21 protein-coding genes are annotated in these 26,453 nt (G+C 63.9%); 6 read left to right on the forward strand and 15 right to left on the reverse strand.

What is annotated here, in order from left to right; all coding sequences use genetic code 11:
* Positions 1-28: 28 nt before the first annotated feature.
* Positions 29-1,954, reverse strand: a complete 1,926-nt coding sequence (locus JHC57_RS02175) for a nucleoside-diphosphate sugar epimerase/dehydratase (RefSeq protein WP_294028269.1) — start codon at positions 1,952-1,954, stop codon at positions 29-31.
* Positions 1,955-2,028: 74 nt separating this feature from the next.
* Positions 2,029-2,589 (reverse strand): sugar transferase, encoded by a 561-nt coding sequence (locus JHC57_RS02180; RefSeq protein ID WP_294028270.1) that lies wholly within the window; start codon positions 2,587-2,589, stop codon positions 2,029-2,031.
* A gap of 102 nt (positions 2,590-2,691) precedes the next feature.
* Between JHC57_RS02180 and JHC57_RS02185 the strand changes: the two genes are divergently transcribed.
* On the forward strand, positions 2,692-3,555 hold the full coding sequence (locus tag JHC57_RS02185) for an NAD-dependent epimerase/dehydratase family protein (protein ID WP_294028272.1): 864 nt from the start codon (positions 2,692-2,694) through the stop codon (positions 3,553-3,555).
* Between the two features lie 15 nt (positions 3,556-3,570).
* On the forward strand, positions 3,571-4,803 hold the full coding sequence (locus JHC57_RS02190) for a glycosyltransferase family 4 protein (RefSeq protein WP_294028273.1): 1,233 nt from the start codon (positions 3,571-3,573) through the stop codon (positions 4,801-4,803).
* Positions 4,804-4,807: 4 nt separating this feature from the next.
* On the opposite strand, the gene JHC57_RS02195 is transcribed toward JHC57_RS02190, so the two are convergent.
* The gene (locus JHC57_RS02195; protein ID WP_294028275.1) at positions 4,808-6,640 is read right to left on the reverse strand and encodes a hypothetical protein; all 1,833 of its coding nucleotides are present in this window, start codon (positions 6,638-6,640) and stop codon (positions 4,808-4,810) included.
* 338 nt (positions 6,641-6,978) lie between these two features.
* Between JHC57_RS02195 and JHC57_RS02200 the strand changes: the two genes are divergently transcribed.
* The 4 genes from JHC57_RS02200 to JHC57_RS02215 are packed head-to-tail and all read left to right on the forward strand — an operon-like array spanning position 6,979 to position 11,093.
* Complete coding sequence (locus tag JHC57_RS02200) at positions 6,979-7,923, forward strand: NAD(P)-dependent oxidoreductase (RefSeq protein ID WP_294028276.1); 945 nt, start codon at positions 6,979-6,981, stop codon at positions 7,921-7,923.
* Between the two features lie 7 nt (positions 7,924-7,930).
* Positions 7,931-9,163, forward strand: a complete 1,233-nt coding sequence (locus JHC57_RS02205) for a glycosyltransferase family 4 protein (RefSeq protein WP_294028278.1) — start codon at positions 7,931-7,933, stop codon at positions 9,161-9,163.
* A gap of 22 nt (positions 9,164-9,185) precedes the next feature.
* Positions 9,186-9,878 carry a bifunctional 2-polyprenyl-6-hydroxyphenol methylase/3-demethylubiquinol 3-O-methyltransferase UbiG gene (locus JHC57_RS02210; protein WP_294028279.1) on the forward strand — a complete coding sequence of 231 codons (693 nt, stop codon included), beginning with the start codon at positions 9,186-9,188 and terminating at the stop codon, positions 9,876-9,878.
* A 54-nt stretch (positions 9,879-9,932) separates the two neighbouring features.
* Positions 9,933-11,093 carry an acyltransferase gene (locus tag JHC57_RS02215; RefSeq protein ID WP_294028281.1) on the forward strand — a complete coding sequence of 387 codons (1,161 nt, stop codon included), beginning with the start codon at positions 9,933-9,935 and terminating at the stop codon, positions 11,091-11,093.
* Positions 11,094-11,137: 44 nt separating this feature from the next.
* Here the strand turns inward: JHC57_RS02215 and JHC57_RS02220 are convergent, their stop codons facing one another.
* The 12 genes from JHC57_RS02220 to JHC57_RS02275 form a co-directional block, all read right to left on the reverse strand.
* Entirely contained in the window at positions 11,138-12,049 is a 912-nt protein-coding gene (locus JHC57_RS02220) for a hypothetical protein (RefSeq protein WP_294028283.1), read from the reverse strand.
* Positions 12,043-12,540, reverse strand: a complete 498-nt coding sequence (locus JHC57_RS02225) for a DapH/DapD/GlmU-related protein (RefSeq protein ID WP_294028285.1) — start codon at positions 12,538-12,540, stop codon at positions 12,043-12,045. Before JHC57_RS02225 ends, JHC57_RS02220 begins: the two co-directional genes overlap by 7 nt.
* A gap of 128 nt (positions 12,541-12,668) precedes the next feature.
* Complete coding sequence (locus tag JHC57_RS02230) at positions 12,669-13,754, reverse strand: glycosyltransferase (protein WP_294028286.1); 1,086 nt, start codon at positions 13,752-13,754, stop codon at positions 12,669-12,671.
* Positions 13,755-13,760: 6 nt separating this feature from the next.
* Positions 13,761-15,113: a hypothetical protein gene (locus JHC57_RS02235; RefSeq protein ID WP_294028288.1), complete on the reverse strand. Its 1,353-nt coding sequence runs from the start codon at positions 15,111-15,113 to the stop codon at positions 13,761-13,763.
* A complete protein-coding gene (gene asnB, locus JHC57_RS02240) occupies positions 15,110-16,951 on the reverse strand; it encodes an asparagine synthase (glutamine-hydrolyzing) (RefSeq protein WP_294028290.1) in 1,842 nt (613 codons plus the stop codon). Before asnB ends, JHC57_RS02235 begins: the two co-directional genes overlap by 4 nt.
* 2 nt (positions 16,952-16,953) lie before the next feature.
* Positions 16,954-18,228, reverse strand: coding sequence for an oligosaccharide flippase family protein (locus JHC57_RS02245; RefSeq protein WP_294028292.1), 1,275 nt, complete (start codon positions 18,226-18,228; stop codon positions 16,954-16,956).
* 12 nt (positions 18,229-18,240) lie between these two features.
* Positions 18,241-19,347: a DegT/DnrJ/EryC1/StrS aminotransferase family protein gene (locus JHC57_RS02250; protein ID WP_294028294.1), complete on the reverse strand. Its 1,107-nt coding sequence runs from the start codon at positions 19,345-19,347 to the stop codon at positions 18,241-18,243.
* Between the two features lie 52 nt (positions 19,348-19,399).
* Positions 19,400-20,113 (reverse strand): formyltransferase family protein, encoded by a 714-nt coding sequence (locus JHC57_RS02255; RefSeq protein WP_294028295.1) that lies wholly within the window; start codon positions 20,111-20,113, stop codon positions 19,400-19,402.
* Positions 20,114-20,138: 25 nt separating this feature from the next.
* Positions 20,139-21,197: a Gfo/Idh/MocA family oxidoreductase gene (locus JHC57_RS02260; protein ID WP_294028297.1), complete on the reverse strand. Its 1,059-nt coding sequence runs from the start codon at positions 21,195-21,197 to the stop codon at positions 20,139-20,141.
* Between the two features lie 70 nt (positions 21,198-21,267).
* Positions 21,268-23,442: a polysaccharide biosynthesis tyrosine autokinase gene (locus JHC57_RS02265; protein ID WP_294028298.1), complete on the reverse strand. Its 2,175-nt coding sequence runs from the start codon at positions 23,440-23,442 to the stop codon at positions 21,268-21,270.
* A gap of 258 nt (positions 23,443-23,700) precedes the next feature.
* Entirely contained in the window at positions 23,701-25,023 is a 1,323-nt protein-coding gene (locus tag JHC57_RS02270; RefSeq protein ID WP_294028299.1) for a hypothetical protein, read from the reverse strand.
* Position 25,024: 1 nt separating this feature from the next.
* Complete coding sequence (locus JHC57_RS02275) at positions 25,025-26,425, reverse strand: O-antigen ligase family protein (RefSeq protein ID WP_294028301.1); 1,401 nt, start codon at positions 26,423-26,425, stop codon at positions 25,025-25,027.
* Positions 26,426-26,453 lie beyond the last annotated feature (28 nt).

The raw sequence follows: 26,453 nt of genomic DNA on the forward strand, positions 1-26,453 counted from the left end.
CGCGCTAGCACAGGCGCCGACGGAAGGTCTAGCTGCTAACCGCCCCTTCGTCGCGCCGGAGCGCCACGAAATCGACGAGGTCGCCATTCTGCTCGAATTCCACCACGAGCTTGCGGAGAAGCTCGCGCGCCGGCAGCGATTCACGGCGCCCGATCATCGCATCGAGCTGCTCGAGGGCGAGACGCAGCTCGGCCCAGGCGATAAAGGGTTCGCTGGCGCGCAGGATGCGCGGATGCGCCGACGGCATGGGATCGTTGCCGATCAGCAGCTCTTCATAGAGCTTCTCGCCCGGCCGCAGCCCGACATATTCGATCGCGATGTCACCGTCGGCCTGCCCCTCTTCGCGGACACTGAGGCCCGAGAGTTCGACCATCGAGCGGGCGAGATCGACGATCTTCACCGGCTCGCCCATATCGAGGACGAAAACATCGCCGCCATTCGCCATCGCACCCGCCTGGATGACGAGCTGCGCCGCTTCCGGAATGGTCATGAAATAGCGCGTGATCTCGCGATGGGTGATCGTGATCGGCCCCCCCGCCGCGATCTGGTTGCGGAACAGCGGCACGACCGAGCCGCTGGAGCCGAGCACATTGCCGAAACGGACCATCGAGAATTTTGTCGGAAGCCCGTCGGCGTTCAGCGCCTGAAGGATGATTTCAGCGAGCCGCTTGGTCGCGCCCATGACGTTGGTCGGGCGAACCGCCTTGTCGGTGCTGATCAGGACGAAGGCCGACACGCCATGTTCGCGCGCAGCCAGCGCGGTGTTCAACGTTCCGAAGACGTTGTTTGCGACCCCTTCGAGCAGATTATGCTCGACCAGCGGAACATGCTTGTACGCCGCGGCATGATAGATGGTATGCGGGCGCCAGGCCCCGATGATCTCGTTCAATCGGCAGCGATCGCGCACGGTCGCGAGCAACGGGACGACCGACCGAACCGTCGCGAGGCCGCTCTCCATGTCGCGCACCAGTTCCTGATGCATCGCATAGAGATTATATTCGCTTGAATCGACGAGCAGCAGGACATCGGGCGACAGCCGCGCGATCTGGCGGCAGATTTCGCTGCCGATCGAGCCCCCGGCGCCGGTCACCATGACCACCTTGCCCGTGACATTCTTGCGCAGCAGTCCGTCGTCGGGAGGGATGGGCGCACGACCGAGCAAATCCTCGATATCGAGATCGCGAAGATCGCCGAACGACACGATCCCGCGCGCCAGCTGATCGACGCCCGGCATGGTGCGGATGTGCAGCCCCGATCCCTTCAGGCGCGATATGATCGACGCGCGCTGCGCACGGCTGGCCTGGTTGATCGCCAGCAGCACATCGGTAATGCGATGACGCGCAACGAGTGCATCGAGCTTGTCCGGCGAATGGACGTTGAGACCGTTGATCGTCGCTTTCCACAAGGTCGGATCGTCGTCAAGGAAGCCGACGACGTGCACCTGCGCGCTGAGCTGCAAGGCCGATGCCAGCTGGCGGCCCGACGCGCCGGCGCCATAGATGATCGCCTGCGGCCGGTCGGCATCGGCAATCGCGCTCCGATAACTGCCGCCCAGCCAGCCGCTGACGATACCGCGCGACCCGACGACGAAGAACATGAGCAATATCGGCTGGATCAGGCCTATGGTCCGCGGCACCGGCGGCATGCCGATGAACGTGTAGACAACCGCGAAAGGCACCGCATAGATTGCCACCGCCTTGACGATCGCGAGCAGCGCAGCGCCGCCGCTGTAACGGAAAATAGCGCGATAAAGTCCTGAAATCACGAAAATCGGTAGTGCCAGAAACACCGATGTGATCGCCGGATACAACATCGGCCCCTGAAGATCGGCCCACTCGTTGGTGCGAAGATAATAAGCGACATGAACGCTGATCACGCAAAGCAACGCATCGGCAGCAAGGGCGATCGTCCGCTTGGCGGGGCGCGACAGACCCAGAACCTTTTCAGAAAACATAGCTATCACGGGAAAAATATCTGTCCCTTCTGACAGGCGGCATTTCAAATAGTTACGCGGCCGAGCAGCGATGTTTAGTGCATTACGGACTTGTCGCCAAGCAACTTCCCCGCCGTACGCAATATGATGCCGAGATCGAAAAGCAGCGATTGGCGATCGAGATACTCGCGGTCGAAAGCCACTTTCACGGGTATGGGAAGCTCGTCGCGACCATTGACTTGCGCCCATCCGGTGATGCCCGGACGAAGCGTGTCCACGCCCTGCTCCCGACGCAGCGCGATCAGATCGTCCTGGTTGAACAGCGCCGGACGCGGACCGACGAAACTCATGTCGCCGGCCAATACGCTCCAGAGCTGCGGAATTTCGTCGAGGCTGGTGCGGCGAAGGAAGCCGCCGATCGGCGTCAGCGCGGAAGCGGCATCGACCATCAGATGCGTCGGCACGGCGGGCGTGCCGACCTTCATCGTGCGGAACTTCGGCATGCGAAAGATTGCCCCGCCGCGCCCCACGCGGTCGGACCAGTAGAGTGCGGGCCCGGACGAAGTGAATTTGACGGCCAGTGCGACGCCAAGAGCGATCGGCAGCAACAGGAATCCGCCCGCAATCACCAGCACCAGATCGATTGCACGCTTCACCTTGACCCCATGATATCGGTACCGGACGGGCGCTCGCATACGCGCTTCCTTCCGGCCGGGGAAGGGCTGTTTTTGTCGGGCGGCCTGTGTATAGCGACCGCCATGGCGGCGCGGCGCGACAACATCCTGATAGTCGGAGGAGGCAGCCGTATCGCGACGTCGCTCGCTCCACTGCTGGGCGAACGCGCGCGCATTGTATCGCGCCGGCCGTCGGGACTGGCCCGCGAAACAACGGTCGAAGACTATGGCCTGCTTCCGGAACCGATATTCGACGGCATCGGATATGTGATCAATTGCGTCGGGACCAGCGTCGGCGACGCAGCGCTGCTGCAGCGGGTCAATGTCGAGATCCCGCTCGCGCTCGCCAGCGCGGCGCGAACGGCGGGCGTGCGGCGGATGATCCACATCTCATCCTTCTCGGTCTATGGGGGCGCGCGGCTGATCGACGCGACGACGCCCGCCGCTCCGACAAGCGTCTATGGCTGTTCGAAACTCGAAGCCGATACCGCCCTGCTGGCGATGAACGGCGACGGTTTCGCCGTGGCGACGCTCCGCCTCCCCCTGATCTACGCCCCGGATTCGCTCGGCAAGCTGGGGCAGCTCCTCAGACTCTGGACGCGCCTGCGCGTGCTGCCGGTCCCCGCTGCCGATGTTTCGCGCGCAATGATCAGCGCCGACCTGTCGGCCGAAGTCGTCGCGGCGCTTTGCGACGATTTTCGCCCCGGCGTCCGGTTCGCTGCGGACCCCGTGCCCTTCACCTATGCCCGGGCGGCCGTGTCACGGCCGGAAACGCTCTTCCGTCTCCCCTTGCCTCGCATCGCGACACGCACGGCGGAACGGGTTGCGCCTGCCCTCGCCGCGCGGCTATTCGCCGACAGCCATCTCGCCGACGCGGACAATCTTGCGATCGGCTATGGCATCGCGTCGCGGCTGTACCGCGACATCGCCGAAGCCGCCCTCCGCTGATCACCGAAGGAAAATATGACGTCTGACCGCCGCCTCTGGGTCGTATCCGAACTCTATTATCCCGAACAGACATCGACCGGCTATTTCCTGACGCGCATCGCCGAGGGCCTTGCCACGTCCATGCCGGTCGAGGTCGTCTGCGGCCAGCCGACCTACAGCGAACATGGCGTGCGTGCGCCGGCGCGCGAAGAGCGGGGCGGCGTACGGATCCACCGCGTGCGCGCGACGCATTTCGGCAAGGACCGACTGCTCATGCGCGCGCTCAACATCGTCACGCTGACGCTGTCGGTAGCCTGGTTCGCGCTTTTCCATTTCCGCCGCGGCGACCGCCTGCTCATCGTGACCAATCCGCCGACGCTGCCCCCGCTGGTGGGGCTCATCGCGCGCTGGAAGGGCATGGATGCGCATCTTCTGGTTCACGACGTTTACCCCGAAGTGCTTGCGGCGACGGGCTTCATGCGACGGGACAGCCTGCCCTATCGCCTGCTCGAGCGGCTGTTTTCGGCGACCTTCGCGCTGTACGGATCGATCGTCGTTCTCGGCCGCGACATGGCCGACCTCGTCCACCAAAAGCTGCGCGGGGCCCATCGGCGGATCACGATCATTCCCAATTGGGGCGACGTCGACGAGGTTGTGCCGCTTGTCCGCGAAGAAAATCCCTTTTTCGATCTGAACCGGATCGACGCTCCTTGCGTGATCCAGTTCTCGGGCAATATCGGCCGCACGCATGACGTCGAGACGATCATCGCCGCGGCCCGGCGGCTCGGGACCCGCGACGACATCCTCTTCGTCTTCGCGGGTTATGGCGGCAAGACCGACGTCATCGGACAGGCGATCGCATCCGGCGAACTGCCGAATATCCGCCTCTTGCCGCGCCAGCCGCGCGAACTGCTCGGACCGATGCTGGCCAGCGCGACGGCAACGATCATCTCGTTCGTCGACGAAATGAAGGGCCTCTCGGTGCCCAGCCGCATGTATAATGTGCTGTCGGCGGGCACTCCGATCATCGCTATTGCCGATGCGGATTCCGAACTCGCGCTCGTGGTCGGAGAGGAAAAAGCAGGCTGGGTGCTGCCCACCGGCGATGCCGAGGCGCTGCTGACGCTGATCATGCGCATCGCCAGCCCCGCGGGCGCCGAAGAAGCCGCACGCTTCGGTGCCAACGGACGCGCCGCGGTCGAAGCGCGCTATACGTTCGAAAGCGTGGTGGCCCGGTTCCGTTCCCTGATCGAGGCGGAACCCGTCTGACCGGCTAGCCGGCGCCCCACCGGTGGCCGCCCAGACATCGCCACGCCGCGGGTTCGCCCGACGCGCGTTCGAGATTCTGGATCGACTGGCCCGTGTCGCATGCAAAAGCCGGACGTCCGCGACCGAGTTGCGATACGTCGCGTCCAGCCGGCAGCGTGCGCGACGCGCCGAAGAACTGCAGTCCGCGAACCGCCCCCTTCGACCCGCCGAGATCGATTCCGATGCCCTGCTGCCCCGGCGACCGGAAGGTCGCGTCGCTGAGGTCCAGCCGGGCGCAGTTCCGGAGCGACGCGGCCGGCATGCCGGGCATCGTTCCCAGGTCGCGCACGTCGCATTTCCGTATGCGGAGCGATCCTCCGACATCGAGGGCAAACAGGGGGTTGGTGCCCGAAAGGATGCACTCCTCGATGACGAAATTGCCAGCCGGCAATCCCGGCGCACCCCAGATTTCAATGGCACGAGCGCCGGCGCCCGCATCGAAGCGGCAGTTTTGAAAGGCGATGTCGCTGACATAGCCGGCATTTGCCGCGGCCGTCTGCGCGTCCTGAATATTGTCGACGAGCACGGTGCGACCGCGCGTTCGCCATTGACAATCGCGGATCGCGATCCCCCTTGCCGCATGGCCGCGCGCGTGATGGATCAGAATGCCGCTTTCCCCGCCTTCCGCACGGATGCCGCGCACGCTGCCCTCGACGATCGCGGGCGCTGCAGCATCGCCCGAGGCATGCGGCACGATATGCAGGTCGCGCCAGTTGCCGCTGAGGCGCCCGCCCTCGACCGACCATTGCCGCGCGCCATTGAACACGATCGCGGCCTTGGGCAGGTTCGTGTCGCGACGATCGGTCTGCCCGATGACAACCGGATCGACGATCGATACTCCGGCGGCGCTCGCGACATATATGCCGGCCGACCGCGGCGCGGCGAGAACGGGGTTTCTTACGGTGATCCCCTGCATGCGAGAGACATTGTCGTAAATCTGGATCGCATAGGCGCCGACATCGTCGCTTATCCCGTCGCGCCCGGCGTTCGCGACCGTCACGCGATCGAGCACCGCGTCGAGTACCGCGTGGTAAAGGATGACGCCCGACTTGATGTGGCGCGCGTCGCCGCTGAACAGGCTGACATTGACGTCGCGGATCACCCCCGAATGACCGTTGACGCAAAGCACCGCCGCGTTGAGGCTGATATTGTCGGTTCCGACGCAATTGCCCGGCCGGCTGCGAAATGTGACATCGGCGATATCGATGCCGCGCATTTCGCGCCCCGTATCGAACCCCGCGGCGTTCTCGATCGCCACCCAATCGGGGCCCCGGAAATTCTCCAGATGTACCCGGCGGAGTGCAAAATCCGATACGTCCGCCGTCGCCTGCGCGTCGAGAACCCAGCGGATCGCGCTGCCGCTGCCGTAGATGGTTGCGCCGGCCATCGCGACATTGTTGCCGATGATCGCCAAATCCTCGACGGCGATCCGGCCGGCATTGGTGGCGACGAACAGGTTGCAGACCTTGTCGCCCGTGATCGCGAGAATGGTTCGCTCGCGCCCGGCGCCGCTGAGCGTGACGCCCGAGGGCAGGACGATGCCCCCCTGGCCGAGCGACGACGAGAGAAAGCGGTGGGTGCCCGCCGCCAGGACAAGGGCACCGCCGCCGGTGCGGGCGAGCTCGGCGAGCGCCGCCCTCAGTGCCGCGCTATTGTCGCCGACGAGCGGCCCGCCCCCGAAATCGGCGAGCGCAATCCGGCGGACGGGGCCGGCGGGTGCGGGTTCCTGCGCAGCGGCGCCGACGAGACCTGCCAGCCCGGCGGCCAGCGCGCCGTGGACCATCGCGCGCCGGCTCATTCCGAAGGATCTGGCGGGCGCACCCGCAGGGCCAGCTTTCAACACCGGGAAACTCCGCATCCATCTGACAGTCCGCGCCGGTCATCAAACCGTCCCGCGCGGCGTGCATCTGCAGTAGCTTGGGCGCTGTACGTCCGCGAGGCAACCGCTTCATGCTCCGGCCCCGTCCGCGCCGGCAAATCCCCTTCGCTCCACCATAAAGCCGGTTGTAAAGTCAAATCCAATGGATCATGTGGGCGCGCCTTGCAGAGCGTTTCCGGTTCGGCAACGGTTAGTCGATTCGGCCAGATAGCCGGACGGACGATGCAGATTTTGAACTTGGAATGCGACGGAGCAGCATGCAGAAAATAGTGATCACGGGCGGCCTCGGCTATGTCGGCCATGAACTCGTCCGCCAGCTGGCCGCAAAGGGCGATGCCGAACTCCACGTCATCGACAATCTCGACAGCGGCGGCCAGCGGCTGCAGATGGTTCCGCTGAACGCGTTCAAGCTCCATATCGTCGATATCCGCGATCGTGAGGCGGTCGCAAAGGCGATGGCCGAAATCCGGCCCGACATCGTCTATCACCTCGCCGCCATCCATTTCATTCCGCTTTGCGAAAGCGATCCGGGCAATGCCGTCGCGGTCAACGTGTCGGGCACGGTCAACATGCTCGACGCGACGCCGAAGGGCGCGCGTTTCGTCTTCGCATCGACCGCCGCGGTCTATGCACCCGAAGACGATGCCCATGTCGAGGGCAAAAGCGTCGAACGGCCGATGGATATCTATGGCTGGACCAAATATCACGGCGAACAGTTCGTCCGCTATTACCACGAAAGCGGCAAGATCGACGGCGTGATCGTCCGTCTGTTCAACGTCGTCGGCAGCGGCGAAACCAACCCCCATCTTGCTCCCGCGATCATCGAGCAGCTCGATCAGGGCGACGCCAACGTCAAGCTCGGCAATCTCTTCCCGCATCGCGACTATATCGACGTGTCCGACGCGGCCGAGGGCTTCCAGCGCCTCGGCGCCGCAGCCAACGGAGGCGATGCCCCGGTACTCAGCAATCTCGGGACGGGGCGCAGCCGCGAAGTGGGCGACGTCGTCAAGCTGATCGCCAGGGCGGCCAATATCGATATCCGCATCGAACAGGATGCGACGCGCGTGCGCGCCGTCGACCGGCCGATGCTCAAGGCATCGACCGACCGGCTGAAGTCACTGACCGGCTGGGTGCCCGCCATCGAACTCGACCAGAGCATGGCGAACGCCTGGGCGACACGGGCCCAGGACCGGCTCTCCTGAGCGCCTCATGACGATCGGGGTTGCCGGCATCGCCATCACCCCGCCGGGCATCAAGGCCAGCGGCGGGGTTTCGGCGGGCATTCAGCTGATGAAACGCGTCGCCGAACGCGCCGAAACGCACATGCTGGTAATGGCCGATGCGGACGGTGTCGAACAGGATGGCGCGCTCTCGATCCATCGGTTGAAGGCGACCAACGCCGTTCAGCGCGCCGGTATCGGTCGCGTCGTTCCCCGCGGCCTGGTGACGCTGTTCTGGCGCGTCGATTTCGGCGCCTGGCTCGACAAGATAAAGCCCGATATCGTCCACATCCATAATCCGCACCCGCCGGGCGCGCTGCTCGCCGCCGCGCGCGCCTGCGATGCCCGCGGCATTCCCTATGTCATTTCGACCCACGGCTTCGTCGAATTCGACGACTATGCCACCGCCTTCGGGGCCAAGCCCTGGCAGGGGCCGATCATCGACCGGTTGATCCGCGCGCCGCTGGTCCGCGCGACACGCGGCGCCGCGCGCGTGTTGATGCTCTCGCCCGAGGAAACGCCGATCTTCGACGGCATGGATATCGCGCCGGACCGCCTCGGCGTCGTTCCCAACGGCGTCGATCCCTGGTTTCTGGACAATCTTGACGAGTCCGACCGGATTGCCGCGGTCGCGCGCTTCAACCTCCCGGCTGACAAGCCCAAGATCCTGTTCGTCGGCAATCACACGCCGAACAAGGGTATCGATGTGCTGCTGAAGGCGATGACCCGCATGCGCGAGGACGCCGTCGCGGTGATCGGCGGCGGTATCCGGTCGCCCGAGGAACATCGGGCGATGCTGGCCGACGCGGGTTTCGACATGGCGTCGGGCCGCGCCATCTTTACCGATTTCCTGTCGCGCGACGAGCTCAAGGGGCTTTACCAGTCGTGCGACATTTTCGCTTTCCCCTCGCGCGCCGACACGCTGCCGCTCGTCATTCTCGAGGCGATGGTCAGCCGGCTGCCCGTGGTCGCGACGCGGATCGGCGGAATCCCGTTCGAGGTGACGGAAGAGACCGGTGCGCTCATCGCCTCGGGCGACGCCGACGGCCTCGCGCGCGAACTCGACCGGCTCGCTGCCGATCCGGCGCTGCGCCGCCGCATGGGAACGGCGGGCCGCCAGCGCGCGATCGACATTTTCAACTGGGATCGGTCGGCCGAAGAATCTATCCGGATATATTCGGAAATATTGGGCGAGCGGTCCGATCCGGCACCGCACGCCTGAAAGCCATAGTGGGACAATCCGCATGAACATGTACACTGACGGACGCTATCTCGACAGCAACCCGACCTGGCACGAAGAGCATTCCGAATGGAAAGCCGACTTTACCAAGCGCATGCTGCAAAAGCATGGCATCGCGCCGCGCCGGCTCGCCGAGATCGGTTGCGGCGCCGGCCAGATTCTGATCGAGCTTGCGGCCAAGATGCCGGCGATCGAACAGCTCGACGGCTATGAGATCTCGCCTCAGGCCTTTGCCCGTGCGAAGACCAAGGCGACCGACCGTGTCGCCTATCACAATGCCGACATTCTCGCGAACCCGCCGGCCGAGCCCTATGACGTCGCGATGGCGATGGACGTGTTCGAACATGTCGACGATTATCTTGGCTTCATTGCGAAGATGAAGAGCGTCGCCCGCTACAAGATCTTCCACGTCCCGCTCGAGCTTTCGGTATCGAGCATGCTGCGCCCCGGCACGCTGACGCGCGCACGCGAAGAGGTCGGGCATATCCATTATTTCACGCGCGAGACGGCGCTGGCGACGATCGAACATGCGGGCCTCAAGGTCGTCGACGAACACTATACCAGCGTGTCGCTCGACCATGCCGTCGAACTCAGGACGAAACTCATGCGCCTGCCGCGCCAGCTCGTCGCGGCAATGTCCAGGGGGCTCGCCGCGCGAACGTTCGGCGGTTTCAGCCTGCTCGTTCTGGCGGAATAATTCCCGGGCGCGGACCTCGCAGCGGTGGGATCATCAGGTGGCGATAGAATGCACGTGAACTCGAACAGCGACGCGGGGAAAGAGCCGGTCACCGGCCAGCCCTATCTGAAAACGATAGCGGCAAGTTATGAGCATGTTCCGAGCCTCGACGGGCTGCGTGCCATATCGATCGCCGCGGTGCTCTTCACACATTTCGTCGCGCCGCACGGCCCTGGCGGTTACGGGGTCTTCCTGTTCTTCATCATCAGCGGCTTCCTGATCACCCGCCTTCTGTTCGCCGAACAGAACCGGCGCGAGATAAGCATAAAGGACTTCTATCTCAGGAGATTCTTCAGGCTTTATCCGGTGCTGGTGGTCTTCACTCTGTTTGCCGTCACCGTGAGCTATTTCCGGTACGGGCATTTCAGCCTCGACGAAGCCTTTGCCGCGTTGTTCTATTACGCGAACTTCCTGATCGTTCACAAGGAGCTGACCGGACAACCACTGGATTTCGAGGCATTTCAGGTTTTCTGGTCGCTCTCGGTCGAGGAGCATTTCTACCTCTTCTTTCCGGTGATTTTCTTCTTCCTCAAGAAGGCCGAACGGGTCGCCATTCTCGCGATCGTCGTGATCGTGGCGTGCACGGCGGCGCGCTATCTGATGGCAAGCGCCCATCCCGAACTCATCGGAACGCACTATTTCGGGATGCTGACGCAGTACCGGATCGACTCGATCGCGCTCGGCGTCCTGCTCGCTGCCATGTGTGAAATTCCGGCGGGCCAGCGGATCGTGATGCTGGCCGACCGCTACTGGATGCTGGCGCTCGCGTTCGTCGTCCTGGCCGCAGGCTTCATCCTGATACGCGACCCCGCTTTGAAGACGGCACTCCGGTGGCCGATGCTCGGCTTCCCGATATTGGTCATGATTGCGGCGGTGGTCTTCTCGCCCCGGCATCGCCTCGCAATTGCCGCCCTGAATCACCCCGCCGCCGTCTGGACCGGCAAGCTCAGCTATTCGCTCTACGTCTGGCACACGCTGGCCGGTTACGCGGCGCACGACCTTCTCGCGAACCCGGTTCTCGCGACGGCGGGCGCCGTGTTCTTTTCGTACCTGTTCGCCGCCCTGTCCTATTTTCTCATCGAGCAACCGATGATCCGGGCCGGCAAGCGTATGCGCAAGAAGACCGGACCTCACGTCCCGCCGGGCGGGCCCGCCGAAGCGACGCTGGCGGGGTGACACCGGCGCGCTGATCCGCGGGCCGGTCGCAACCGCGCACGCGATCAATCCGGTGGAAGATCCGCCACGCGCAGCATATCCCCGCTCGCCACATCGACGAGCGGCAGGTCTGCAACCAGATTCCGCCGATCCTTCCCGCGAACGAGATTCAATGTACCGTCGGTATCGCGCCCTTCTGCGAAGGGAGTCTCGCGGAACGCCGCCGCCACCGGAACGGCGCGAATCTTGTCGTTGAGCAAGTCGTTGCGGACGAAGAAGGCGTTGTTGCCGCCGGAATTGCCGCCGACCAGCGAATAGCCGCGCCCGGACAGCAGATGGTCGAACGCGGCAATGCTCGCGCCATAATAGAGGTTCGAATGATGTGCCTTCGACCGCTGGAATGCGGGATCATAGGGCACCGATACCCGGGCCGTCGGGCCGAACAGCCCGTTATATTCGACGATGATGATCGAAGGCTGCAGATGACCGAGCGCTTCGAGGACGAAATAGTCGACGCCGTCGATATCGACCGACAGGATGCCGACGTCGCTGAACGGCGCGCGGGCTATCAGTTCGGCGATATTGTCCTTTGAAATAAAGGCTTCGAGCGCCGTGAGCCGGTATTTCCAATGGATTTCCGACTGCCGGATCTTGGCTATATTTTCGGGCGACCCGTCGATGACCATGCCTTGCCAGAAATCCTTGAGCATCAGGTAACGGCAATTGGCTTCGATGAAGGTCTCGACGCCGAATTCGACGAAGGTCTTGTGCTCGATCGCCAGATTCCGGACCAGATACTGGATGATCCCGTCCTCCCCCCATTGCGAGAAAATCTGGAACTCGGCCTCGCTGATGTCGGCGAAACGGCGTTCGGCATAGTCGCGCGAAAGGATGCGGCCCTGATTGATCAGAATCTTGTCCAGATCGCGCAGATTCCGCGCGAGGCGACGGACGAGATTCAGTTGACGGCTCAGCATTGGGTTTCTTCGCTTTCGTTGAGGGGCTCGGCCTGGATTTCACGGATTACGGCGGCGGGATTGCCTCCGACGATCGTATCGGCGGGAACGTCGCGCGTGACGACCGATCCGGCGGCGACGACCGCGCGCGGTCCGATGGTCACACCGCGCAAGACCAGTGCATGCGCACCGATCCAGGCGTCGTCCCCTATGGTCACGGGCCGGTCGCCGAGATCGATATCGTGCGGATGCCCTGCAAAGGCGATGGATTCAAAGTGACGACGACGCGACCGCCAATCCATGGGGTGGGTCAGATTGTCGAAAATCGAGACGTTGTGCGCGATCAGCACATGGTCGCCGATCGAGATGCTCGCACCCGACCAGATCCGGCTGCCTTCGCCGATGTAGCAATGTCGGCCGATCGTGATGCGGCCGCCGTGCGCGAAGCGAAGCAGTTCGCCCCGAACCAGCGAGCCTTCGCCAATCGAGATATCGCTGTTCTCGGTTCCCATATTGTATATCCGCGCCGTCGGGAACAGACGCGCGCCGGCCCCGAGGGCGGCGGTCGGTCGCCCCCGGAGGCGCGCGATGAGGCGCTGGAACGCCCCGGCGTTGAGCTTATGCAACATACCGCTTCCGATCAGCTCGCCAGAAGCGCGAACGCTTCCCATTGCGCTGTCTTGGAATAGGCGGTCGAAATCATCGCATAGCCCTCCCCGGCCATTTTCTGCCGGCGGCTGTCATCTGCCAGAAGACCCAGCGCCTTTTCGACGACTTGTTCGGAATTGGCATAGGTTTCGAAATGCACATCGGCGCGCATATGCTCAGGATAGCTTCCGGTGTCGCTCAGCAACGCGGCGCCGCAGCCCATTGCCTCCCATACGCGCATGTTCCCGCGCTCGGTACCCACCATGTCGATGGCGCCGTTCACGACGATTTTTGCGCGGCCGATGGCGCTTAACAGGTCGCGCCCGAATACGGGACCCTGCGCTACCCGCCGGATATTCGGGGGACGGCGGTGCTCGCGCAGCGGCCCCACCCAGCCCAGCGGCGTTTCGGCAAGCCGCGTGAAACGCGACCGGTCGAGAAACATCACGACATTGGCGGTTCCGCGAAGGCTCGCAATGGCCTCTAGCATTGCGGCGCGCCTGAGATGGTATCGCGAATAGCTTCCGACGAAAAGCAGATCGATGTCCCGGTCCTCCCGTGCGGCATAACCGTCCATTACGGGATCGTGCGCCGGAAAGAAGGCGGCCGTGTTCGCCCCTTGATCGCGATAGGCAGCGAGGATCGCGGGGAAGTTGTTTACGACCAGATCATGCTTCAGAAACTGGCCGCCTTCCGACGGCGCTGCTCGCCACGCGATCGTCCTTCGAACGCTCCCCGGCAAACGCGCAAGGAAGCTGTCGCCATAGCGCATCGGGTCGATGTTGTAGAAGACCTCGGTGCGATGCTCCTCGATCTGCGCCAGCAGGATATCGGACAGCGTCGCCGATACCGGCAGCCCGTTTTCCTTTGCCCACAATCGCTGCGAATATTCATCGTCGCCATTGGCGAAAAAGGCGGACGGATCGCGTTCGAGGATCGGTTTCAGCAGATGTGCGGCGCCGAAACGATCGTCGAGGAACGCCGATATGGCGGCGTCGAAGGTGCCGCAATCGCGCGTCAGCCGATCGAGGCGCGGGCGGTAGGAGCGATACACTCCGCTATTCTGGAACAGACGCATCGGAAGCTACTTTCGCTTGAGCGGCGCGGCGGCGACGAGAGCCGTCAAAATAAGACCGCCGCCGGTCACGAGCGAGGTCAGCAAGCTGGTATTGGCGAGCGAAAGAAGAAAACCGGTGCCGCACGCGGTGAACAACATGGTTCTTTCCTCGGGAAGAAATTTCGACATGAGCCGCAGGATCAGCGCACAGAAGGTTGCGGCGATCGGCACCCCCCACAAGCCGAGCGCCGCCACACCGTCGGTCGCAAGGAAATTCGCGTTGAGCTCGCCGATGTCGGCGCTGGTCGGCGCGATGAGCGAACTCTGGACCGCCTGCCCGACGCTGAGGTCGCCGTAGGGGTAGGTAATAAACCACGAAATGATGTTGTTGTTCGAAAAATAGGTCAGCGGGTAGATGGCGAAAAACTGTTCGTACACGCCGAATGTCGCGCCCGAGATCAACAGCGTGCGCATATAGATCAGCGAAGTGAGCTGATCGAGATCGGTGCCGATCGGATTATAGGTAGCGAGCAACGGGCTGGTAACGACGAAGACGCCGAGCAAGCCGACAAGCAGCAGGTTCCCCCGCATCCGATTCTGGCGGTCGCCGAGGAAATAGACGCCGACCACAAAGACGGGCGAGAGCAGGACGGCCTTTGCCGCAAGCGTACCGAACAGCACGACCTGCGATCCGATCCCCAGGCCGGTGACCCAATATCGTCTGGTGAAAAGGCCGAGGCCGATCATGAACGGATTGATCGAGCTGGCAAGCAGCGCGATCGAATAACGAACGATGGGATTGCCGACAACGCTCGCGCCGATGAAGCGCTGATTGTAGATATCGTCGCTACCGACGATCTGGAATGACGTGCGGAACGAGTACAGAACGAGCGTCATCAATACGAGCCATAGGCCGAGAAGGCCGAGCCAGAATGCCCGGGCCGGAATTTCCGGAATATTCCATCTGCTGACTTCGCCGCGGGCGATCACCATGAACAGCAGGCACGCGATGAAGATCGAAGCGAAAACCTTGATCACGGCGTCGGTGCCGCCCGAAAACTGCATCACCGTCACCAGCATGCACGGCAGGAAGACGAGGATGTAGAGGAACCAGGATGATGCCTGGGCGAACGTCGACGGGCGCGGCGAGAGCAACACCGCGGGAAGCGCCGCCACGATGCAGGCCGCATAGAGCATCCACTCGTCATCGAGCAGATAGGTGAAGCCGAAATAGGCCCACCAGTCCGATATCACGTCATAGGCATAGCAGAGCGCGAAGGCGTAAAGGAGTGCCAGCACATAACGCACGAGCCCGCCGGCGAGCGATCGTCCGCCCGCCGCGATCTCATCATTCGGTTTCAACTTGGCAAGCGCGGTCATGGGCATCGCCGGTCCAGATACCATTTGAGGTTGATGTAAGGCCAGAGCCTTCCGACCGAGGTCCAGTCCCAGGCTCCGCGCGCCGTCAGCGCCGAAACCCGCGCGCGCAACGCCGCACGATCGACCAGTTCGTCGAACGCACCGTGCGGCGTCGACAGCACGCCGTCCACCCAGCGCCCGAGCGATCCGTTGAGCCAGGCCGGCATCTGCGAATTGAAGCCGACCTTGCGGGTGGCGGTCCGGATCGATTCGGGCATGATGCCCGCCATCGCATGCCGCGCGACGAGCTTGGAGTGCGTATCGTCGGATTTCATGTCTGCCGGCAGGCTCATCGCGTGGGTGACGAGACGCCAGTCCATGAAGGGCATGCGGACCTCGACCCCATGCGCCATCGAAAGCCGGTCGAAATTGCGCAGGATCGTCGGCAGTACGCTGCCGTGGAACATCGCATAGAGTCGCCGGTCGAACCCCGAATAATCGGCGGGCAATTCATCGCGATAGGCCGCGATCGGCATGCGCTCGGGCGCGCCGAAACCATGGCCGCGCAGAAAATGGCTGCGATCGATGCGCAGCGCGGCGAGCTTCGCCGTGTCGCTGAACCGCGAGAAGGCCGCGCTGCCCGCCTGATCGCCGATCAGGTTGCGCAGCGCGAACGCCAGATTGCGCCCGCCCTGGCGATAGCCGCCGATCATCTCGTCGGCGCCATGTCCGTCGAGCGTGACGCGAACCCCGCCGCGACGGACCTCCTGATAGATGCGCCAGGGCGCGGTCAGCAGGCTGATGTAGACATCGTCGAGGCTATCGAGCACCACATCGGCGAGTTCGCCCCCGTCATCGTGCCCGAGATCGAAGAAATGGGGCGTGACCCCGGCGTAGCGCGCGGCTTCGGTCGCCTCCGGTGTTTCATCCTGCGGCTGTCCGCTGAAGGTCGCGATAAAGGCGTGGCGCCAGTCTTCACTTTCGCGGTCATGCGCGCCGCCGCCGGCCGCGATATGCGCCATCGCCGAAACCACCGCGGTCGAATCGAAACCGCCCGACAGGCAGCTGCCGATCGCCACGTCGCTGCGCATGCGGAGCCGCGTGGAGTCGAGAAAAAGTTCGCGAAACTGTTCGGCAGCATCTTCCATCGAAGCGGGCCGTGATCGGCCGAGATGGTCCGCCGTCACCCACCAGCGCGTGACCGACAGGCGGCCGTCCGCGAGCTTCGCATGATGGCCGCCCGGCAAGCGCCGAATTCCCTCGTGAAGCGTATATTCCGACGCTTCGATGCCAAAGGGATCGAACAGCAGGCGGCGCGCGACATCCATCGCCGGCGCGCGGTTTACCCACGGCACATCGAGCAGCGCCCGGACTTCGGACGCAAAGGCAAAGCGCTCGCCCCGTTGGGCATAAAGCAAGGGTTTGATCCCGAACCGGTCGCGCGCGAAGAAGATCGACCCGTCGGCATTGTCGCGGATCGCCAGCGCCCACATCCCGTTGAGCCTGGGCAACATCGCCGGCCCCCAGGCGATGTAGCTTTGCAGCAGAACCTCGGTGTCCCCCTCGGTGCGGAAGCGCGCACCCAGCGTCTCCAGCTCGGCGCGCAGCTCGAGGAAGTTGAAAATCTCGCCGTTAAAAACGATCGTATAGCGTCCGTCGTCGCTGACGAAGGGCTGATCGGAGCGCGCCTCGGTATCGATGATCGCCAGCCGCGCATGGACGAAGCCGCACTGCCGGTCCTCCGAAACCCATATCTGCTGGCCGTCGGGGCCACGATGCGACAGCGACACGCCGAGCCGCTCGAGGACCGCCTGATCGACGGGGCCGCCCTTGTCCAGAATACCGGCAATGCCGCACATGATCAGGCCTCCGCAGCTTCGGGCGTCGATGCGCCGCGCAGCTTCGCGATGCACAGCAGGATGAAGATCAACCCGAGCAGCGAAACCGCCGCCGCGTGGAGGCTGATCGCCGTGTAGAGGTCGAGGCCCTGCGTCACGACGAGAATCCACGCAAGCCCGATACACACCGGCCAGCCGAAGTCCCACGCCGACTGGAGCCGAAAGGCGCGCAGCGCAATCAGCGTCTGGTTGACGATCCCCATGACCAGCGCGACGGCGTAGCCGAAGATCATGATCCGGGCGATTTCGATCGCGGGTCCCCATCCCGGTCCGAAAGCGATATCGAACGCGAAGGGGATCAAGGCGCGTGCAACGAGGACACCCACGCCGCAGATGACGGCACCCGCAACCACGATCTTCACGAATATATTCAGCACTGCCGCACGATTCCCGGCCCGGATCTGTTCGGTAACCCGCCCCAGAAAGACCTGGCTCCCCGCGACGACGATCATCGCGACGGGAACGCCCATGGCGCGATCGACCAGGCCGTACTGCCCCGCGGCAGCCGCGCCGAAGACGTGAAATATCATGAACGGGGTCAGCATCGCCCCGCCCGAATTGGCGAGCGCGCCGGGCAGCGAGATGATCGCGAGCTCCCAGTTCTGCCGCACGAAGGATGGCAATCCGCGCAGCCGGACGAGCGGCGCCGTCCGCTCGGCTTTCGTGGGCTGGACCGCAAAAAGCCCGTAGGCTCCCGCCGTCAGGCGACCGATCACGTCGGCGACGATGATCCCCCACAGCGTCGGGTTCAGCGCCGCCATCGCCAATGCGACGAGCGCATATATCAGAACCTGCCCGACCTTCAGTTTTGCGAGGCGCGAAAAGCTCTGGTCGCGGATCAGCTTGTAGGACGCAATCTGGATGCAGCCGTTGCCGATCAACCCCAGGCCCAGCAACGCCGCCGGAAAGCCGAGGCTCGCACCGAACGCGCTGTACAGCGACAGCGCGGCCGTGACGAACAGCGCGACGACGAGCACCAGTCCGAACAGCGAGGCGAGCGTATGGTGGACCTCATCGTCGTGGCGCGAAACGAGCGTCAGCTCGATGCGCAGCGCGATCCCGACGCTGCAGAAGATCAGGAGCGACAGGTAGAGCTGGAAGACGCCAAAGGCTTCGGGAACGAAGACACGCGCGAGCACCGGCAGGATCAGCAGGCCGATCGCCTGTGCCCCCGCCGTTCCCGACATGACGGTCAGCAGATCGCGAACCGTCGAGCGCCTCGAAGCCGTTGCCGTCACGCGCCGTCCGTTCTAGGCCGCCGCCTCGCGCACCGACGCCGCGACATGATCCTGCTGCGCTTCGGTCAGTTCGGCGAAGATCGGAAGCGAGAGGATGCGGTCCTGCAGGCGATGCGCGACCGGAAAATCCTCCGGCCGGTGGCCGAGATGCGCATAGCATGGCAGGAACGGAAGAGCGCGCTTGTAATTCACGACGGTCGGAACCCCGCGATCCTTGAGCGCCGCGGCAAGACCGTCGCGATCGTCGGCTTCGATCACATAAAGGTGATAGACATGCTCGCGCCCCGCAACCTCGGTGGGAAGCGCGACGCCGGCTATGCCCGACAACAGTCCGTCATAACGTTTCGCGATCGCGCGGCGCCGCGCCGTCCAGCCCGCGAGGCGCGGCAGCTTCACGTTCAGGATCGCCGCCTGCAGCCCGTCGAGGCGCGAATTGATGCCTTCCATCTCGTGATCGCCCTTCACCAGCCCGCCGTGGCGCGCGAAGCACGCCATGTGGCGCGCCAGCGCGGCGTCGTCGGTCGTGATCGCGCCCGCATCGCCCATCGCGCCCAGATTCTTGCCCGGATAGAAGGACCAGGTCGCAATGTTGCCGAAGCTGCCGGCCTTGCGGCCGTCGATCGCCGCGAGATGCGCCTGCGCGCAATCCTCGATGACCCACAGGCCGCGCCTTTCGGCAATCGCCATGATCGCGGGCATGTCGGCCATCTGGCCATAGAGATGGACCGGGATGATGCCGACGGTGCGGCTCGTGATCTTTTCCTCGATCTTCGACACGTCGATCGTCGAGGTGACGGGGTCGATATCGACGAAGATCGGCTTCGCGCCGTGCTGCCCGATCGTCTCCGACGTCGATATCCACGTCTGTGCGGTGGTGATCACCTCGTCGCCGGGCTTGATGCCGAGCGCCTTCATCGCGATGTAGATCGCGTCGGTGCCGTTCGCGCACGACACCGTATGTTCCGCTCCCATCAACCGCGAATATTCGGCCTCGAAACTTTCGACGTCGGGACCGCGCACGAAGCTGCTGGTCGCGATGACGCGCGCGATCGCCTCGTCGATCTCGGTCTTGATCGACAGATATTGCGCGTGAAGATCGACAAAGGGGACAGCAACCATAAAATCTCCGTGAATGAATGCGGGGACGCGCGAACGGTGGCGAGGAACCGCCTTATTTCCGCCCCGCGGCAAATCGGGCCTTATAGTCTTCGAATGCCGGCCGGAGCTGTTCCTGCACCGCCAGCGGCATGCGCATCCGTGCGGGACGAACGTCATATGCCCCGGGATCGGCAGCGCCGGCCACGAACTCATCGAAATTCACGGCCATCATGATTTCGATTTCATAGTGCCGCTGCGCGAAGGATTCCAAGGTGTCGGTCTCGAACAACGGCGTCTCGACGATCGACAGCACCTCGCCCGCGTCGGCTTCCTCGTCGATCGTGTGCATCGTCACGCCCATCGGCATGCCGTCGACGATCGCCCATTTGAACGCGTCGAGGCCGCGAACCAGCGGGATGATGCCGGGATGGATATTGATCACTCTCCCCCGCGTCGCGCCGACAAAGGCGGGCGGCAGGATACCCGCGCCCGCCACGAGGAACAGATCGGCCTCGTCGGCAGGAATCTGATCGGCCGCCGCGCAGGCAACGAAGCGGGCGCCGACCGCTTCGGCAACCGACCGCGTATGCGCACCGCCACTCATGTCCGGGCGGTGCTCGAACAAAATCTCGCGGCCCGGACGCGGTGCGAACGGCAGCGTATAGAAGGTCAGCGCTTCGAACCCGCGCGCATGCAGGCCCAGCGCGACCTGCTCGGTTTTCAGATGGCGATAATCATACGAAATGATGCCAAGCTTTGTCCGCTTGGTGATCGGTGCCAGACTCATCGCAACATTCCCCGGCCAGACCGTCTCAAATCCGGCCCAGCTTCGCGACCTTGGGACTGAAGCGCAGGTCGACCCGCCGCCCGGTCTCGATCGATTCATAGATGGCGGAGATCAGTTCGAGGCTGCGCCGTCCCTGCATTCCGTCGACCAGCTGGGGGCCGCCGTTACGGATCACATCGACGACATGTTCGTAATATGCCTGGTGGCCGAAGCCATAGACGCTCGGCGGGTTGACCGAGTATTTCTCGATCACCTCGTCGTCATCGGCATCGGCGTCGAGGAAATTCCATGTCTCGAGCTTGTTGACCGCGAAGCCGCCGATCACGACCGTCCCGCCCTCGCCGAGGATCGAGATCGACCCCTCGAGATCCTTGGGCCGCGTGCCGCCGGTCGCCTCGATGATGCCGAGCGCGCCGTTCGCAAAGGTCAGGATCACCGCGGCGGTATCCTCCGCCTCGATATCGACGAGCCGCGTCGCGCTCATCGCCGAAACCGAAACAACGTCGCCCATCATCCATTCGAGCAGATCGACATGGTGGCTCGCCTGGTTTGTCAGCACGCCGCCGTCGAACGCCCAGGTACCGCGCCACGCGTCCTGGTCGTAATAGGCCTGCGGACGGCACCAGCGCACCCGCACGGTGCCCATCACGAGCTTGCCGAAGCGGCCCGCTTCCAGCGCCTCGCGCAGCTTGACGACCGGTACGTTGAACCGGTTCTGCTTGACCACGAACAGCTTGACGCCGGCCTTGTCGCACGCGGCGATCATGCGGTCCGCATCGTCCAGCGTCAGCGCCATCGGTTTTTCGACGACGATATGCTTGCCGTATGGCGCAAGGTCGATGACGTTGCGCGCGTGATTGCCGCTCTCGGTCAGAACGACGAAGGCATCGATTTCGGCCTCGCGCGCCATTTCGTGCATGTCGGTGAACCAGGGCACGCCGAACTGCTCGCCGATCGCCCGTGCTTTCGCTTCGACGACATCGCAGACGGCGGCAAGCCCGGCGTTCGCGATCTGCTGGTTACCGAGCAGTTCCGAGTGCCGTTTCGCGATCCGGCCGCATCCAACCAATGCAAATTTAATCATCGCTAACCTTCAAAGAAAGAGGACCATATCGCGAACCTGAAACGGCCAGCGTCACCCGCCCGGGCTTCGATCAGCGATCCTTGGCCCCTTCGGAATCCTGCCCGTAGCCATAACCATAGCCATAACCATAGCCATAGCCGGCCTGGCGGGTCTTGAGCTTGGTCAGGATCAGGCCGAACACATGGGCGTGGACAGCGTGCAGACGTCCGAGCGATGCCTTGATGCCACGAACCGCGACGCCCTCGGCCTCGGCGACGAAGATGCAGCCCTCGACCGACCGCGCCAGCAAGGGTGCGTCGGCAAGGCCCAGAATCGGCGGAGAGTCGATGATGACATGATCATATTGCTTGAGCACGTCCTCGACGAGGAGGAGCATGCGGTCGCTGCTGAGCAGTTCGGCGGCGCTCGGCGGCATCGGTCCCGCGGGCATCAGGGTAAGCCCCTTTGAATCGACCGGAACCACAAGCTGGCGCCAGTCGTTCTCGCCGGCCAGGAAATTGCTGAGACCGGCCTTGTTCGGCTTGTCAACGAACTGGTGCATCGACGGCGAACGCATGTCGGCGTCGATCAGCAGCACATTCTTGCCCGTCCGGCCCAGCACGGTCGCGAGGGCGAAGCTGGTCGTGCTCTTCCCTTCGGCCGGCCGCGTGCTCGTCACCATCAGCGACTTGGGCACGCCATGATCGGTCGAAAAGGCCAGGTTGGACCGGATGCTGAGATAGGCTTCGGACAATGGCGACTTCGCATCGCGCAAAAGATCGAGCGCGAAGCCGTCCTCGGCGTCGGGAATGCTGCCGAGCAGCGGCACCTGCAGCAAGCGGTTGACCTGGCTCGGGTCGCGCAATCCTTCGTCGATCTGGTCGAGCGCGATCGTCGCCACCGCCGCGAGGGCAAGGCCCGCCAGTAGCGCGAGCGCGAGGTTCAGGATGAGGCGCGGCGAGGATGGCTTGTCGGGGACCCCGGCCGTGTCGACGATCGAGATATTGTTCGCGCCGACACCGGCGACGCCGATTTCCTTGTAGCGCTGGAGCAGGCCATCATACAGTTCGCGGTTCGTATCAACTTCGCGCTGCACGATATTGTACTGGATATTGTCGCGCTGCTGTTGATTCATGCGCCCCTTGAGCTGTTCGACGCGAGCGCGCAGCTCATCCTCGCGGATCGAAGCTTCGTCATACTCCGCCGACCGGCTCGACAGCACGCGCCCTTCCTCGCGCTTGATGCTCGCATCGAGCGCGCGGATCTGTTCCGACAGGGCCTTCGCAGGGGGATAATCGGGCTCGAATTGCACGAGCATCTTGGCATATTCGCCCGCGATCTCGGCACGCTGCTGACGAATCTGGTTAATCGCCATATTGTCGAGGGCATCGCTGCTGACGCCGCGGCTGCGCGCCTTGCTCTCCGCTGCGATACGATCCGCGGTCGCCTTTGCGAGCGCCTCGTTGAGCGCTTCGAGGTCGCTCGATACCAGCGTACGGTCAATTTCGGTCCGGCCGTCGAGACTCTTGCTCTTGCCGAGCGCGACGATCCCCTTCTTTGCGGCGTAGCTGACCAGTTCGCGCTCCGAGCTTTCGAGACGGAGGCGAAGGTCGGCCAAGCGTCCTTCAAGGAAGGTACGGGCATCGGCAGTCGAGGCGAAGCGGCGATCCATGCTCTGCACGATGAACTGCTGCGTCCATGCGTTGGCGATTTCGGACGACAGTTCGGGCGATGCGCTCGAATAGCTGACGTCGACCAGCGACGACCCGCGAATCGGCGACACCGCAATATGTTCAAGGAGCGTGTCGACGGTCAGCTTTTCGCGCTTCTGGCGCGCTGCGGCGCTCAACTGCCGGCCCGAGTTGCCCGAAAAGAGCAGGCTGTCGTCCGGATCGACGCCATGCGCGGCAAAGAAGGCATCATTCGACGCGAGCCGCATTTTCCGCGACACCCGCTCGGCCAGTGATCGCGCCGTCAGCAGCGAATATTGCGTCTGGTAGAACTCGATATCGCGGCCGGCATCTGCCGATTCCAGCCCTTCCACATTGGTGATCTTCTTCTGGTCGCGGCTGATCTCGATCCGCGACGTCGCGGTATATTGCGGCGTGGCGAGCAGGGTCGCCACCAGCCCCAGCGCGAGCACGGCAACGACGATGCCCGCGATGACCCACTTCCACCGCAGCACAACCTGCCAATATTGAAGCAGGATCGGCGGCGCCAGATTGAACTGCTCGCCGGCCGCGTCTCCCGGGTTGTCGCCGGTCACTGCCGACCGGTCCGCCTTCGAATTCATTGATTGCAACATTCTGTTCCCTGCCTCGAAGGCCAATATTCTGCAGGATGGCCAAGAAGGATCACCCGCCATCCGAAGCCGCGACGATGCGCCCGACAGCGCCCATGTTTGGCGGCTCAGCTAGCTGATAACCAATTTCATTGCCACTCTTTTCCTTGTCCGGCCGGCGCATCCCCAAAATATCGACAACACGCTGCACGAACCACTAAGCCACGACAATTACTCTGTTTTCTACGTGTCCGGTCTTTGCGCCGCCTTGTCGACAACGCGCTCCCCGGACCGAGGAGAAGCGCGCGCGCCCGACCGCGCGAGCGCGACGTCCGACAGCACCGCCTCCATGCCCGTCTGGCCGCGACCGCCTGTTGCGACGATTTCGAGAAGTTGCACCGGACAGCCCTGCCCCACATTCCATTCCGCACTACCGCTCGCCATGACGCCGTCGAGACGCCACAGGGTCGAGACTTTCGGCTGAATGCATCGCAGATGCCATCCTATCGCCCCGCCCTCACCTCGGTCGAGGGGGGCCAGCCTGAACGAGAAGCGATATCGCCCGGGTGAAAGGAGGAGCAGCTTGCGCGCCACCGGCCGCGACGTTTCGGGGTTCGCGTAGATCGTCATCGTCGCCGCTTTCGCGTCGACCTGGCCCGACGCGCCGACCTCGGCATCGTTGAGCAATTGCCATCCCGCCGGGCCAAGCCCCTTCGTCTGGTCCAGCGTTTCGAGGCCGACGCCGGTCAGCGCAGCCGTGCCGCCGGGCGCCGGACGCAGCAGCCGGGCTATCTGGGTATATTGCTGCCGGTCGTTGAGCGCCGAAACGACATTGGCGCGCAACGCGCGCGCGGTAGCGGGATCGGGCGAACCGCCGGTTTCGAGCATCAGATCGACAAGAGCCGTCAGATCCTTGCCCTGATCCTTGGAAAAATTGACGAAGTCGGTCGTCCATTGCTCGCCGTCGCGCATATAGGGCCTGAGCGCGGTACGAACCTCCGGAAGCTCGATCGCCTTCAACAGCCGGGGAAACAATATTTGCGGCGCGATCGAGCTGGTTCGCAGCGCGAGATCATAATGAACCAGTGCTGTTTTGAGGTCGTCGCGACGCGCCGCTTCCTCGATCAGGAACACATGCGTCAGCGCGTCGCGGCGCGTCAATGCCGCCGCCTTGTGAACCAGCTTGCTCGCCCGGTCTTCATCGCCGTCCATCGCCGCCGAAATCGCGAGCAGCCGGACGGCCTTCGGGTTGAGCGGCGCGCTACGGAGCGACGCCCGCGCCGTGTTGGCCAGCACCTTCGCCGGAATCTTTTTCCCCGACAGCAATGCGATATCGGCCTTGTTCGCCAGCGCATTGCCTTCCGAGGGAACGAAGGCCAGCGCCCGGTCGGGCGCCTTCGATCGCGCAATGCCCGAAACCGCTAGCGCGAAAGCGAACCAGGCCCCGATCAGGCCCAGGACTGCAATCACCGCATATTTCGCAAGCGCCGCGCCGCTGAGCTGAATGCGCGGCGCTTCGGGTGCAGCGCTGCGCCGGCTCTTTCGCCTTTTGAAACCAAGCGCCATGTCATGCATCCCCTGCGGATTTGTTGCGCCCGCCCTGATCGGGCCCCGCGAGCCAGATCAGGAATATGGCCGCGACACACATCATGCTGGGAATCCGCGCCGGATAATCGGGAATGCTCGCCAGTCCGAGCATGACGATCAGCACGGTAGCCAGCCGCGCAAACTGCGTCGCGCGCCCGGTTCCCGCTCCCTTGCTCCAGACGTGGACCGAACGGCGGAGGAACGCCACGAGCGCGACCGCCAGCAGCAGAAGCCCGGGCAAGCCATAGGTGACGGCTATTTCCAGCCAGTCGTTGTGCGCCCGGTTCACATAAGCGAGCTTCAATATCCGCGCCGGCTCGAGAATCTGGAACGCCTCGACAAAAGATCCGGACCCCGATCCGAACGGGAAGTAGCGCCAGACCAGATCGGCCGAAACCTGCCAGAAATCGCTTCGTGATCCGTCGGCCGCATTCGGCCTGAGCAGGCGATCGAGCGCCTCCGCGCGCGAGAAGACAATGAACAGGATCGCCAGCGAGGCAAGGCCCACGACCGCGAGGACGGGAAGCAGGGTGATCTGGAACTTGCGGCCGCCGCGGCGCACCGTCAGCCCCTCGGGCGGGCGCCGGTAAAGCAGCGCGGCCGATGCCAGCCCGACAAGCGCGAAAATCAGCCCGGAGCGCGAGCCGCTGACGAGTATCAGCGGAATCAGCACGGCCGCGACAGCGACCGCCAGAACCCGCCGCCCCCTCTGGCGATCGGCCGTGCCGTCGGGGTTCGCAGCGAACACGGCGAGCATCGGAAACAGCATCGTCAGCAGCACCGCGGAATGGTTGCGGTTGGCAAAGAAGCCGACCGCGGAACCATGGTTGGTCAGCCGGTAAAGATAGAGCGGTCCTTGAGATCCGCCGATCACCTGAAGCAAGCCAAGGATACCCGAAGCGACGCCGAGGCCGATCACCACCAGCAGCAGCGCATAGCGCTCCTGCCGGCGCAACTGCACGCCGAGCAGGATCACCGCGAGCGGCGCGAAAAGCGCGCTCAGCGCATGCCATCCGTTCATCGGCGTAAGCGTCAGCGGACGCCAGATATCGCCGAGCCCGGCCAGCCGGTCGGTCGCGGCGACGTCCGCCCGCCCGGGCAGCGACTGCCAGATGCCGGGCGGCAGCGGAATGAGGTGAAGCAGGTTGAGACCGATTATCGCGGCCGCGAGCGCCAGCAGCCAGCGCCGCCCCTCGAAATGCTCGCGGCGCAGCGTCGCCAGCGCGACCGCGCACATCAGAACCGAAGCCGGCCGCAGAATGACCAACGAGGATACATCGACCCGCGACGACCCGCCGGTCAGAAAGACGAGTATCAGAAAGCCCGTCAGGAGCCAGAATTGAAGCGTCCAGGACTCGCGCGAATGAGAGGAAGGCTGCAAGCGGTGTATCCGTTCGATAACAAGCGGC

The organism is Sphingopyxis sp. (assembly GCF_016463645.1).
Taxonomy (GTDB): Bacteria; Pseudomonadota; Alphaproteobacteria; order Sphingomonadales; family Sphingomonadaceae; genus Sphingopyxis.

What these genes read in the sequence shown, in the direction of transcription:
- JHC57_RS02175 (WP_294028269.1), bottom strand. Translation starts at nt 1,954, where the DNA reads ATGTTTTCTGAAAAGGTTCTGGGTCTGTCGCGCCCCGCCAAGCGGACG.
- JHC57_RS02185 (WP_294028272.1), top strand. Translation starts at nt 2,692, where the DNA reads ATGGCGGCGCGGCGCGACAACATCCTGATAGTCGGAGGAGGCAGCCGT.
- JHC57_RS02190 (WP_294028273.1), top strand. Translation starts at nt 3,571, where the DNA reads ATGACGTCTGACCGCCGCCTCTGGGTCGTATCCGAACTCTATTATCCC.
- JHC57_RS02195 (WP_294028275.1), bottom strand. Translation starts at nt 6,640, where the DNA reads ATGAGCCGGCGCGCGATGGTCCACGGCGCGCTGGCCGCCGGGCTGGCA.
- JHC57_RS02200 (WP_294028276.1), top strand. Translation starts at nt 6,979, where the DNA reads ATGCAGAAAATAGTGATCACGGGCGGCCTCGGCTATGTCGGCCATGAA.
- JHC57_RS02205 (WP_294028278.1), top strand. Translation starts at nt 7,931, where the DNA reads ATGACGATCGGGGTTGCCGGCATCGCCATCACCCCGCCGGGCATCAAG.
- JHC57_RS02210 (WP_294028279.1), top strand. Translation starts at nt 9,186, where the DNA reads ATGAACATGTACACTGACGGACGCTATCTCGACAGCAACCCGACCTGG.
- JHC57_RS02220 (WP_294028283.1), bottom strand. Translation starts at nt 12,049, where the DNA reads ATGCTGAGCCGTCAACTGAATCTCGTCCGTCGCCTCGCGCGGAATCTG.
- JHC57_RS02225 (WP_294028285.1), bottom strand. Translation starts at nt 12,540, where the DNA reads ATGGGAACCGAGAACAGCGATATCTCGATTGGCGAAGGCTCGCTGGTT.
- JHC57_RS02230 (WP_294028286.1), bottom strand. Translation starts at nt 13,754, where the DNA reads ATGCGTCTGTTCCAGAATAGCGGAGTGTATCGCTCCTACCGCCCGCGC.
- JHC57_RS02235 (WP_294028288.1), bottom strand. Translation starts at nt 15,113, where the DNA reads ATGACCGCGCTTGCCAAGTTGAAACCGAATGATGAGATCGCGGCGGGC.
- asnB (WP_294028290.1), bottom strand. Translation starts at nt 16,951, where the DNA reads ATGTGCGGCATTGCCGGTATTCTGGACAAGGGCGGCCCCGTCGATCAG.
- JHC57_RS02250 (WP_294028294.1), bottom strand. Translation starts at nt 19,347, where the DNA reads ATGGTTGCTGTCCCCTTTGTCGATCTTCACGCGCAATATCTGTCGATC.
- JHC57_RS02255 (WP_294028295.1), bottom strand. Translation starts at nt 20,113, where the DNA reads ATGAGTCTGGCACCGATCACCAAGCGGACAAAGCTTGGCATCATTTCG.
- JHC57_RS02260 (WP_294028297.1), bottom strand. Translation starts at nt 21,197, where the DNA reads ATGATTAAATTTGCATTGGTTGGATGCGGCCGGATCGCGAAACGGCAC.
- JHC57_RS02270 (WP_294028299.1), bottom strand. Translation starts at nt 25,023, where the DNA reads ATGGCGCTTGGTTTCAAAAGGCGAAAGAGCCGGCGCAGCGCTGCACCC.